15 protein-coding genes are annotated in these 12,361 nt (G+C 30.0%); 12 read left to right on the plus strand and 3 right to left on the minus strand.

Going from position 1 to position 12,361, the window contains the following annotated elements; all coding sequences use genetic code 11:
* The first annotated feature begins 177 nt into the window (after positions 1–177).
* Entirely contained in the window at positions 178–1,365 is a 1,188-nt protein-coding gene (locus FOF46_RS32740; RefSeq protein ID WP_244299767.1) for a sensor histidine kinase, read from the plus strand.
* Positions 1,358–2,062 (plus strand): LytR/AlgR family response regulator transcription factor, encoded by a 705-nt coding sequence (locus tag FOF46_RS25715; protein WP_143918442.1) that lies wholly within the window; start codon positions 1,358–1,360, stop codon positions 2,060–2,062. Before FOF46_RS32740 ends, FOF46_RS25715 begins: the two co-directional genes overlap by 8 nt.
* 45 nt (positions 2,063–2,107) lie before the next feature.
* Here FOF46_RS25715 and FOF46_RS25720 read toward each other — a convergent pair whose 3' ends face one another.
* Genes FOF46_RS25720 through FOF46_RS25730 form a run of 3 tightly spaced genes read right to left on the minus strand, consistent with a single transcriptional unit; the run spans position 2,108 to position 3,990 of the window.
* On the minus strand, positions 2,108–3,022 hold the full coding sequence (locus FOF46_RS25720; RefSeq protein WP_143918443.1) for a DUF5777 family beta-barrel protein: 915 nt from the start codon (positions 3,020–3,022) through the stop codon (positions 2,108–2,110).
* On the minus strand, positions 3,012–3,560 hold the full coding sequence (locus FOF46_RS25725) for a YceI family protein (protein ID WP_109437373.1): 549 nt from the start codon (positions 3,558–3,560) through the stop codon (positions 3,012–3,014). The genes FOF46_RS25720 and FOF46_RS25725 overlap by 11 nt, the downstream gene beginning before the upstream one ends.
* Positions 3,553–3,990 (minus strand): OB-fold protein, encoded by a 438-nt coding sequence (locus tag FOF46_RS25730; RefSeq protein ID WP_109437374.1) that lies wholly within the window; start codon positions 3,988–3,990, stop codon positions 3,553–3,555. Before FOF46_RS25730 ends, FOF46_RS25725 begins: the two co-directional genes overlap by 8 nt.
* A gap of 439 nt (positions 3,991–4,429) precedes the next feature.
* Between FOF46_RS25730 and FOF46_RS25735 the strand changes: the two genes are divergently transcribed.
* From FOF46_RS25735 to FOF46_RS25780, 10 genes are all read left to right on the plus strand, one after another.
* Positions 4,430–5,533 (plus strand): LytR/AlgR family response regulator transcription factor, encoded by a 1,104-nt coding sequence (locus FOF46_RS25735; RefSeq protein WP_143918444.1) that lies wholly within the window; start codon positions 4,430–4,432, stop codon positions 5,531–5,533.
* Positions 5,534–5,822: 289 nt separating this feature from the next.
* Entirely contained in the window at positions 5,823–6,515 is a 693-nt protein-coding gene (locus FOF46_RS25740) for a hypothetical protein (RefSeq protein WP_109437376.1), read from the plus strand.
* A 24-nt stretch (positions 6,516–6,539) separates the two neighbouring features.
* On the plus strand, positions 6,540–7,244 hold the full coding sequence (locus FOF46_RS25745; RefSeq protein ID WP_109437377.1) for a hypothetical protein: 705 nt from the start codon (positions 6,540–6,542) through the stop codon (positions 7,242–7,244).
* Between the two features lie 36 nt (positions 7,245–7,280).
* Positions 7,281–8,000, plus strand: a complete 720-nt coding sequence (locus tag FOF46_RS25750) for a collagen-like protein (RefSeq protein WP_143918445.1) — start codon at positions 7,281–7,283, stop codon at positions 7,998–8,000.
* Positions 8,001–8,529: 529 nt separating this feature from the next.
* Positions 8,530–9,381 (plus strand): hypothetical protein, encoded by an 852-nt coding sequence (locus FOF46_RS25755; protein WP_143918446.1) that lies wholly within the window; start codon positions 8,530–8,532, stop codon positions 9,379–9,381.
* 84 nt (positions 9,382–9,465) lie between these two features.
* Positions 9,466–9,834 (plus strand): c-type cytochrome, encoded by a 369-nt coding sequence (locus FOF46_RS25760; protein ID WP_109437380.1) that lies wholly within the window; start codon positions 9,466–9,468, stop codon positions 9,832–9,834.
* Positions 9,835–9,838: 4 nt separating this feature from the next.
* Entirely contained in the window at positions 9,839–10,261 is a 423-nt protein-coding gene (locus FOF46_RS25765; protein ID WP_143918447.1) for an OB-fold protein, read from the plus strand.
* Between the two features lie 19 nt (positions 10,262–10,280).
* Complete coding sequence (locus FOF46_RS25770; RefSeq protein WP_109437382.1) at positions 10,281–10,826, plus strand: YceI family protein; 546 nt, start codon at positions 10,281–10,283, stop codon at positions 10,824–10,826.
* Position 10,827: 1 nt separating this feature from the next.
* A complete protein-coding gene (locus FOF46_RS25775; RefSeq protein ID WP_109437383.1) occupies positions 10,828–11,742 on the plus strand; it encodes a DUF5777 family beta-barrel protein in 915 nt (304 codons plus the stop codon).
* Between the two features lie 32 nt (positions 11,743–11,774).
* Positions 11,775–12,173, plus strand: coding sequence for a hypothetical protein (locus tag FOF46_RS25780; protein ID WP_109437384.1), 399 nt, complete (start codon positions 11,775–11,777; stop codon positions 12,171–12,173).
* The last annotated feature ends 188 nt before the right edge of the window (positions 12,174–12,361 follow it).

Raw genomic sequence — 12,361 nt, forward strand, 5'->3', positions numbered from 1 at the left:
TATCAAGTATGTAGGGTGCCTTTCAAACAATTGTGATGAACTTAGTTGCATAAGGGATACAAAAACCAAAAGTGTATTTAAAAAGTTTTTATCACACTTTTAGAAGATTTTAACACCGTATAGCGTTTGTTTATCAACTTCTTTGGCTGAACCATTTTATTCAATTAATATTGATCTATGATTTCAATTATTAGAAGATATAAACGTAGTATAATAGCATTAGGGTTTTCTTTATTTTTCCTAATGAATATAGCTTTTTTAGGTGTTCTAGATATATGGTTTACCAGCTCTCTATGTCTTTTTGCTGTGATTTGTATTATGGGATACTCCACTTTTTTTGAGTTCCTTAAAAACAAAATTGATATTCAATCCTGGAAACGTAAGGAATTTAGGGTAATGGCAATATTGATTGCCTTTTTATATTTAATAGGAGCAATCGAAACTGAATCTGATCATAATGCTCTTTCTTTCTTTTTTAGCTTACTATTTTTAGTCATCCTCCTACTTATCTTTATACAATACCATATGGCCAAAAAAAAAATCCGAGCAATCGGTATCTGGAGTACCTCCAAACTTGGTTTTGTAGTGTTATCAATGATCATGATGATGACACTCATTGTGTTATTTATGTATACGGTAGAAGTAGATACGAATCAAAAAGATGTGATACCCTCGGGGAGCGAAGAGTTTTTTGAATTACTCACACCTGTTTTCTTTCTCTCCCTTTTTGTTTTTCTGGCAAATTGGATAATTAGACAGATAAAATCAGTCATTAGGCTTAAAAATGAAAAGGCTCAAACAGAATTATTACATTTAAAAAGCCAGGTTAATCCTCATTTTTTCTTTAATATGCTTAACAATTTGTATGGTTGGGTAGAAAAAGACTCAAAGAAAGCTCAAGAATTAATTCTTAAGCTTTCTGACATGATGCGATATAGTATATATGAAGGAGAGAAAAATTTGGTGCCTCTGGACAAAGAAATATCATATTTAAAAAATTATATCGAATTACATAAAATACGCTATCATAAAAAGATAGAAATACAATTTGATCTTGATATTGAAGAAGAATATAAGGTGATGCCACTATTGTTTATCATACTTCTTGAGAATGCTTTTAAACATGGTGTAGAAAATTTAAGAGAAAACGCATATGTACATATCAATATGATTGCTAAAGAAAATGAAATCCATTTTATAGTAGAAAATAACTTTGATAATACAGAACTTAATAACCAACCGGGGATCGGTCTTAAAAACCTGAAGCGTAGGCTTGAATTAATGTATCCAGAACAGCACTCCTTATCTTTTATTATAAAAGAAGATGTATATAAGGCAGAATTAACATTAAAGAAATATGATTAGATATATAATTATTGATGATGAATTTGTAGCTCATGATATAATTAAAGGATATTGTGACTTATTGCCCAATATGAGCTTGATGAAGAATTGTTATGATGCACTAGAAGCTTTTGAATATTTAAATAAGAATGAAGTAGATTTGATTTTTTTAGATTTAAATATGCCCAAATTAAAAGGTTTTGATTTTCTAAGAACACTACCATCTCCACCAAACGTTATTGTTACTACTGCGTATAGCGAATTTGCTCTAGAAGGGTACGAACTTAATATTGCGGATTATCTGTTAAAACCCTTTGGTTTTGAACGTTTTCTAAAAGCAATAAATAAAGCAGTAAGCTCAACCAATAAAGCACAACAGTCAATGTCAATAGCGAACGTCGAAAGTCCTGTTGCAAAAACTATTTTTCTGCGCTCTAATAAAAAATACACACAAGTAGGTATTGATACGATTCTTTATATTGAAGCCGCCGGTAATTATACCAAGGTTATTACTATACATGAAACCATTACTATTCGTGAAAAAATCTCTGAAATGTTAGAATTATTACCTAAAGAAGAGTTTTTACAAGTTCATAAATCCTTTGCCGTTGCTAAAAGTCATATAAAGAACATAGAAGGTAATAAAATACACATAAGAGATTATATTATTCCTATTGGGAAGATGTATAAAATAAAAATCAATGAATTACTTAAATAATTGCCTTTCTTGTTGTTAAAATATTAGAATATTCAACTTGGAATTCTATTTCTGCTTCCGTTTTTGATTTAAGTGTAATACGAAAGTTGCATTAAATCCAAAAACAAAATTTCCATCTTTAAAATTAAAATTATTTGGGGTTTGTGTAATAAAATTATCCTCTACCATACCTCTTGTATTGGTCAGCTGAAATTGTAACATTACATCACTTAGCTCCCAGTTTACACCTAATGCAAATGCATCATAGGTATCTATAGACTTTAGAGGATTGAGAACGTAATAGTATTCTGAGACTATAGATACATGGCCTCCCAATTTATATCGACCACCAATCCCAATTGCAAAATGATTATTTGGATCTTCATCAAATGAAGACGAACTCCTATGTATATATGTTGGAGAAAGTTGCATAGAAAATTGAGGCGTGAACTTGCGAGCAATTAATACCTGACTGGTAAATGCTAACTGATCTGTAAAATCCTCAAATCTATTAATATCAGTAAAAGGTCTATTACGTCTACTGCGATATGAACCATTTTGAAATAAAGTCATGCTTATAGGCGATCCTTTTTTATCACTTCGTTGTCTAAGTAACTTATATTTTAAAAATCCATCAAAAATACCATCCAATGTGCTTACTCCTGACCCAAATGTTAATCGATCACTAATACCATACTCTAAAGCCAATCTTGCATTTATCTTATCCGCTACAAACCGTTGACCTTCAAAATTGGGTATATTCCAAAATCGATTCATTGCTTTTATTTCTAACACTCCTTTTTTACGATTTTCTATAGAATGACCAATAGAAATGCGTGTAGCTTTAAAAGTAGCAATTTCATATTGTGGGGTATCCGGGTATTCCTTTTCTAATGTGTCGAGTAAACCCTGGCTTTTAACAGAATTACTAAATCCCATCAATATAAAAAAGTATATAATAAAATGTACATTATTTTTCATAAGGCTGGTATTCAAATCTAAATGTTATCGATATATTCTTGGCTATATTAGGAGCCAAAATAGGTGGAATTTTGATATCAAAATCTTTAACAGCAACTTCAAAATCGCCAGTAAATAAATATTTCCCCTCTGTGTTTTCTATTGTCGCTTTTATTTCTACTTCTTTGGTAATACCATGAATAGTAAGCTCTCCGGCAATCATTCGAGTTTGTACTCCATCCATAAGTGGATCAAAATCTTTAATTTTACCTTCAAAAGTAGCCTTAGGATGTAGATCAGACTCTATATAACTCTCATTAAAGTGCTCATGCATCAACGACTTTTTAAATATAAAAGCGTTCATGAGCATACTTATCGCAATTTCATTTTTTGATAAATCTATGATACTTAAAACCTGATTATTTTTTGCTTCTATATTTTCGACAGAAGTATAAGAAAAGAAAGAAATCTGTCCCTGTCGTGCTATAAATTGATCTGGTTTTGTTTCAAAATCAGCAAAATTTATCAAAAGAAATATCAGAATAATAACTTTATTCATTGATTGGTGTATTAATCAGTATACAATGTAATATAATAGCATCTTTTAGAAACCCTTTACAAACTCCTTTAATCCTTACTTTTTGACCCTTCTTGAGTTTTTTTATTTCTTCAACTTGATCATCTTTCATATCACACAATACACTAGAATATTTATTATTGCCATGCAATAATACAGTATTTCGATTATTTAAAAAAGTAACCTCTTTTACAATACCTTCTACTTCTATAACTTTATTTCTATATACAGAATTTGCTGAATTTTCGTTCAACATAAATAATGATATTAACTCTGAAGAATTAACAGAAGTATCAGTAGACATTGCATCTATATTCTTATAAGAACTTTTGTGAAATTCAAAATATGCATACCCCCCTATAATCAGTAGAGCGGAAAAAAAAAGGAATATTATTTTATTTCTGTTATTCATTTATAGTTCTTAAACAACATAATTAGATTGGTATAGTAAAGCTTTGATTTTATAAATTATATTTTTTACAATATATAGATAATACATCGCTTATAAAACATTGTGTTTTTTCTATACTTTATTTAAAATATGAAATAATAGAGATATATGGTTTTAAAAAAAAGTACTTACGTAAATAGATTTGAATTGTTTTCATCCTATGATTATTTTATATGTTAGTGTTCAACAAATAAACAATGGTTGATGTATTTTATAATACAAAACCTCTCTCAAGAAGAAAAAATAACCTTAAAAAGGAAAAAAAACCATTAAAGTGATTGGTAATTATTTCTTGAATTAAAAAAAATAGCTATAAAAATATATTATTTTCGTCTTCATAATCATAATTATAGTATACTTGATTGTTTAAAATGAGTAATGATATTGTATCAATAGTATAATGAGAAAAGATAAATTATATTTTTTAACCTTTATTTCTATATCAGTTATTTTTTTAATCATCGCTTCTTTTGGGGTGAAATACTTTATTAAGGTTAGTGCTAATCAACTTATCGAAATACAGTTAGAATCGAGTAAAAGAGAAGCAAATGAAATAGCAAAACTCATCAATTATCAACTTACTGCTAACATTGATAAAAAGACTACAATACAAAATATTCAAAATACGATTGAAAACACAAATACAGATGCTTCATTTATTTGTGTGTTTGATTGGTCTGGAAAAGAAGTTTGTAATCCTGATATTACAAAAGTTGGACAAAAAGTAAACTCTAATCAATCTTTATTAGAATCGTTAAGCAAAGAAAATAGTGCTGATAAGCTATATGACTTATTAATGAACCAAAAGAGACAAAAAGAAGATAGCATTACTATAGCATCAGAAATTGTGTATATATCACCTGTTAAAGATTCTGATTTAATCGTAGCTGCAAATGTCAACCTGGATAAAGTAGCTACACAAATAAGAAAATTAAAAACAAGTTTTTATACCATATTTATATTAATGGGAGGATTAATCATTTTATCTTCTTTTTTTGCTGTTCGTATTATAGGTAGTTATTATGAGAAACAATTAGAGCTTAAAAACACAAACCTAGAAAGTGAACTGATAAGTCTCTCTAAGCTAAACACTGATCTTGTAGCTTATCAACAAAAGGTTGTCGTAGAAAATACAAATGAAGAACAATCAGAATCAACATCAGATCATGGTAAAAAACGAATTCTTACGTATATAAGAAATGAGCTTATTCCAATTTCTATTGATGAAATTTCTTATATCTATACCGAAAATACGATTACCTATGTGAATTGTTTTAATGGAAAAAAATCCACTAGTAATATAAGTTTAGATGATATGTATATAAGCTTAGATTCTTCCCTATTTTTTAGAGCGAATAGACAATTTATTATTAGTATTGCTTCGATAGAAAAAATAATCAAATATGGTAATAGTCAGCTTAAAATTTTGGTTCGTAATGCTGATGTAGAAATTATTATCAGTAAAAATAAAGCTGCAGAATTTAGACAATGGTTAAACACTTAGCTTATCTTTTAACTTTTTTACCATATTTAATAACTTCACACGCCATATTCAAGATATATAATTCATTCTTATAGTTAACTCTCTCTTTTCTTACCTCTCAATTATCCGTGCAGGTATTGATATCTAATATTTTATCCATAAAACAAAAAAATGGGTTTTTGTTCAAGTCGATTTTTTCCTTTTTAACCTCTTTTTTTCCGTTTCATAAATTTTAATTTCATTGCAAAGCCTATAGATATGGTTATTTGCATCTTCACTCAAATAGTAAATAATTTTTAAAAAGAAAACCATGAAAAACTTTTTTTTGCGAACAATTGTAATTTGTGCATTGGGGCTTTTATCCGCCAATTGCGAGGACGGTGATATCGGTCCTGCAGGACAAGATGGCATTGTTGGGATTGATGGCGTTGATGGAACAGACGGTATCAATGGAACAAATGGTCAAAACGGTGTTGGTTTTGATGAACTAACCAAATTTGGAAGTATCACACTTACGCTAGAAGGAACACGACCAGATAATATTCCTTTTACCAAGACCGATGAATTTAAATTTACCAGTGTAGAAGATATCGACCGTGACAACAATGTAGAAATAGGAGAAAACACTTTAGACTTTAAGATAGAACGAAATCTAAGTGTGCCGGATAGCGATTTTGTAGGCTCACGAATTAAAATTTTTCTCGAATTTACTGACCCGGGAGAAGTTGATGAAATTATTGAATTCGAACTAAGCGTAGATGATTATACGATGATTTTTGATGATCTCACCTACTTTGGGTTTAATGGCGATTTTAATAACAATCGAACAGAGATTACAAACTTTAGTGTAACCAACTTCAATTTTATTAATGAAACCAATACGGTTACATTTTCATTTTCTTTTGATGTTGATGCTGCAAATAATGATACAGGTAATGATTTAGCCATTTCTGGAGAAGTAAATGTCATAGTCGTAGAAGATATAGATGACATAGAACTTTAAATAATAACAAAAAAACAAAAATAAATGAAACGATTTAATCATATAAATATATATAAAGCAATTTTTATTTGCTGCTTTGGGGTATTATTTGCCAATTGTGAAGGAGAAGATGGTGAAATAGGACCTGCAGGACAAGATGCAATTAACGGGATTGATGGTGCCGATGGAATTAACGGAACAGATGGAACTGATGGATTAGGTTTTGATGAACTTACACAATTTGGAAGTATAACGCTTACCTTAAAAGGGACAAGACCAGATGATGTAGCTTTTACTGATAGTAATGTATTTCGATTTACTCCATTGTCTCCAGAAATTTTACCACAATCAAATTCTGTCATTCTTGAAGAGTCTTTTTTACAGTTCGATTTTGGAAGATTTCTAAGTGCTCCCGGTGGCGAAGAATTTCAAAGCGTTGGCACAACATTTAGTTTACAAGTTACCAATCCCGAATCAGATAATCCAGAGTTTACCGAATCTCGTTTTACTATATTTCAATATCCTGTAATTTCAGACGATCTTACCATATTGGATATTACAACATTTGTTGGCAGCGATAACGATATAGAGAATTTTAGTATCACCAATTTCAATTTTAATAACGAAACGAATGTACTTACATTTTCTTTTACGTTAGATGTACCTGCAAATAGAAATACTACTGGTAATGAGCTATCGGTATCAGGAGAAGTAGATGTGATTGTATTAAGAGAGCTGCAAAGAACATAATAAGCATAGTAATAAAAACTATAAAATTTACACAAAATGAAAAATATACGTTTAGCAACAATATATAAACTCCTTTTTATTGGTTTTCTTGGGATATCCCTTGTCAATTGCGAAGGTGAAGATGGTGCAGCCGGACCTGATGGTCTAGATGGAGTTAATGGAAGTGACGGATCTAATGGTACTGATGGAATTAACGGACAAGATGGTGTTGGTTTTGAAGAATTAACACAATTTGGAAGTATCGATCTTACTCTTAATGGAAACAGAGCTGATACAGGTGAGGCGTTTACAGATACAAAAAAATTAGAATTTACAGCTATTGATGCGATATCGCTTATCAATTTTAATTCATTTACTACAAATGACACAGGGATTACTTTTAATCTTTTGAGGTTTCTAAATACTCCGGATGAAAATTCTCAAGAATTCACAGCAGGGATTAAACTTAATGTTATCAACCCTGGGACTGATACTCAAGAGTTTGAATTTACATTAGATCTTAATGAATATAATATCGTTTTTGAGGATCTAGTATTGTTACAATTAAATGAACTCTTTGATAATCAAGATATAGAAACACCTTTGTCTAATTTCAGCATTACCAATTTCAATTTTAATGATGATACAAATAATCTCACTTTCTTATTTTCTTTTGATATCGATGGGGCTAATAACGGCAGTGAAAATGATTTATCTATATCCGGAGAAGTAGATGTTATTGTTTTAGAAAATATTCCCGGAGTTGACATACTCTAGAATTATAAAGATTTTTTAATTTTTCAATACCCTAAATCCTGTTGGTTACGAATGAGACCAGCAGGATTTTTTATTGAATACTTTCAACTTTAGGTAAAGAGAACTACTAAAGAAAATATATTTCTTTATAATACGAACTCAAAATAGCTATCTCCTCCCCTTTCATCTTTTAAAACTAATCCAGAACTACTTAAAAGAACAGAGTGATTTTGATTTGAAAATAAAGAAACATAAACATACATTATTAAGTTCAAAGTAAAGTTTCGAGTTAATACTATATCATCAATATTGTTTTTATTTAGATGCAAAAACTTATAAGTATTAATGAGCATCAATCTAAAATATGAGAATTTATTGTTAGGCATATGCATGAACATACTTTAAGCCTTCCAAAATCGATAAATGTCATATTTTTTCAAGTCTTTTTTTTCCTTTTCAACGGCATTTTTTCCCTCTCGCATACATTAATTTGAATGTAAAGCCCCTATTGACGGTTATTTGCCCTGTAAACCATAAATAATTTTTTAAAATGAAAAACTCAATTTTCTTACTACTTATTTCTATCACTGTATTGTATAGTTGCAGTAGTGACGACTCAGATTCACCATCAAATCCAGAACCAGAAGCTAACGCTGTACAATTGGTTAGTAATACTACATTTGGAAATATCTTAACCGATGCAGATGGTAAATCTCTTTATTTCTTTTCTAGAGATTCTAAAGGGACTTCTGCTTGTAGTGATGGATGTATTGCTAATTGGCCTGTATTTTATGCTAATAATTTAACGCTTGATACAGGATTAGAAACATCTGATTTTGGTGAAATCACCCGAGAAGATGGTGAAAAACAAACAACCTACAAAGGATGGCCATTATATTACTTTATAAATGATAATGCCGCTGGAGATACAAATGGAGATCAAGTTGGTAATAATTGGTATATCGCAAAACCAGATTATTCTTTGATGTATGCAGAAGCGCAATTAGTTGGAAAAGATACAGATGGAAACAATGTGAATTTTAAAAGTGACTATACGCCAGGTGATGAGCTTACTTTTTACATCGTAAATGCAACAACAGGAAGAACCCTGTATACTTTTATGAATGATAAAAAAGACACTAATAATTACACCGCTGCTGATTTTTCTAATAATGCTATATGGCCCGTTTTTCATATAGATATCGATAAACTCCCAAGTATTCTTAACCCTAATGACTTTGGAACCATAGATGTATTTGGAACCTCGCAGTTAACGTATAAAGGTTGGCCTTTATACTATTTTGGGCAAGATACAGAAAGAGGAGATAATTTAGGAATTAATGTTCCTAATCCAGGGGTTTGGCCAATTGCCAATACCGACACTCCTGGAGCACCTGAATAATAAGAATTGATTTCATGTTTAAGTAGTTAGTTGATAAGAGGGAGAAAATAATTCTTTCTTCCTCTTTTTTTAAATCCGTAACCAATGAATTTACCATCAAAAATTAAAAGCATTTTATTAATAACAATATGCTTAACCATACTTTCTTGTGAAACTAATGTTGAAGAAGAAACTCCAATAGATGAAAATGGAAATCCTATAAGTGAAAATGAATCATGCGATCCAGATATTTCATTTAGCACCAGTATAAAAGCTATCATAGATACTAATTGTATTAGTTGTCATGGTGGAAATCAATTTCCTGATTTAAGAACATATGAAGGAATCAGTGCTAATGCCTCTAATGTTAAGGGACAAGTTGTAAGTAGAAGAATGCCTCTTAATGGTTCTTTAACAAGTGAAGAAATAGAACTAATTCGCTGCTGGATAGATAATGGGGCTTTAAACAATTAATGTTATGAGTAAAAAAATCAAAAACATAATACTTGCTATTATTTTGGGAATTACCGGCATAATCATAATAGTGAATATAGTATATAACAAACCACATATTAGTGTGTCAGAAGCATCACCAGATATCACTTTAGTATCTCAAAAATTATTGAATGATTTTGAAAATAATGAATTCGAGTCAAACTCAAAATATTTAGATAAGATCATTGAAGTAAATGGTACTATATCAGAGATTAATGTCAGTGAAAACAAAGGAATAATAACACTTAGCGATGAAGGTTCTATGGGAGGGGTAATATGTCATTTATCTCCCGAAGAACACACAAAGATTGCAAGTTTAAAAAAAGGGCAAAACATTAAAATAAAAGGTATCTGTACAGGATATCTCATGGATGTTATACTTGTAAAATGCATAATCATTAACTAATCAAAAATTTAACTGAAATATGAAAACTACACATATACTACTACTCTGTTTTTTCTTGACCAATTTTTTGCAAGGACAAGAAAGGTTTTTAACCAAGCAAGGATATACTTCATTCTTTTCAAGTTCACCTGTAGAAGATATTAAAGCTGATAATAATCAAGTCTTAAGTATCATAGATACATCAACCGGCGCCATCGCAATTTCCATTTTAATGAAATCATTTCAGTTTGAAAAATCATTAATGCAGGAACATTTTAATGAAAATTATGTAGAATCTGACACATATCCAAAAGCTAAATTTAAAGGTAAGATACCTAACATCAATGGATTGAGTAATAGCGAAGAAACAGTTACTATAACAGGTGATTTAACAATACATGGAGTAACTAAAAATATAAAGACACAGGCCAAAATAATTAAAACACAAGATAATATATCACTTAAAGGGAGTTTCCCGGTCAATGTAGCAGATTACAACATTGAGATTCCGGCAGTGGTAATAAATAATATTGCCAAAACAATAGAAGTAACATTTGAATTAGATCATAAACCTTATAAGAAGTAACATGAAGAATTTTTTAATCGTTTTTGCTGTAATGGCAATTCATTTACAAGCATCTTCTCAAGATCTTTTTGATATTTTAGATGAAGAAGCTCCTCAAACCAAAAATTATGTTTCTTCTACCTTTAAAGGAACACGAATTCTTAATGGGCATTCTATAGAAAATCGTAAAAAAGGAACATTAGAATTTGTGATTTCTCACCGTTTTGGAAGAGTTAACCTAGGAGCTGATGAGTTATATGGTTTAGATCAATCAAATATTCGATTTGCTTTTGAATATGGTTTATCTGATAATATAATGTTAGGTGTTGGAAGAAGTAGCTTTGATAAAACTTATGATGGTTTTGTAAAATATAAGTTACTAAAGCAAAGTTCGGGTAAAAAATCTTTTCCATTTTCCACTTCATTTTTTGGAAGTATTGCCTATAGAACAATTGATGATTTTGAACCCGGTAATGAACCTACCACAAGTCAACGCTTATCTTACACTTCACAAGTGTTAATTGCCAGAAAGTTTAGTCCCGGATTCTCTTTGCAGGTAATGCCAACATACATACATAGAAATTCGGTAAAAACAGAAGAAGACCCGCATGGTATTTTTGCTGTAGGTATCGGAAGTCGAGTAAAATTGACTAAAAGAATTTCTATAAATGGAGAATATTACTATACCGTAAATCCATTAGAATCAATCAACACTACAAATTCATTAGCATTTGGAATCGATATTGAAACAGGAGGACATGTATTTCAGATTATTTTATCCAACTCTATTACAATGATTGAAAAAAGCTTTATCACAGAAAGTACAGATGACTTTTTTGAAGGAGATGTACACTTAGGTTTTAATATTTCCAGAGCTTTTCAGTTCGGAAAACATAAAAAAAAGAAGCTGAAAAAATTACAAGAATCCAATCAATAAAAATTTGAAATAAAACATAAATCAATATCCACATGTTTAGAAAAATATATAAAGTGAAAGGAGAAGATGTAAATGATTTTATGGTAATGCAAGACATCGCTTATCATAAATATGCCTCCTCAATATTAGAAACTTTTTTGTTTGAAATTGGGTATTCAAAACAAAAACTAAATACATTAAAAATAGGTTTGCAAAAATGTCAAGAAGAATTAGTACATCATAAACCGTTAATGTTTATGCAGAATTTTTTTCTAAATCTTGAATTGCTGGATTCAAATAATAATGAAAGAGAAATAAGTATAAGGACTCGTTTTTTTGATACAAATAATGGATTATGCGCAATAAGTTTTATCAAATTCAATTGGTATGACCATTATAATAAGAAAATGATTGCCCCTCCAAAGAGAATGATCAAACATTTGTTAGCTTAGTTTTTTTCATTTTCTTATAAAAAGCCACGATAATTTCATCGTGGCTTTTTTTATACCTATGTCTTGTCCTAAAATAAGTTGACACAAAATTGACTTATTTATGAAACATTCAGAACAACCAAGGAAGAAGCGTACACAACGAGATTACAATTTAGGCTTTAAATTGGCAATAGTTGCCCAAGTTGAAA

It is taken from the genome of Aquimarina algiphila (assembly GCF_007489275.1).
Taxonomy (GTDB): Bacteria; Bacteroidota; Bacteroidia; order Flavobacteriales; family Flavobacteriaceae; genus Aquimarina; species Aquimarina algiphila.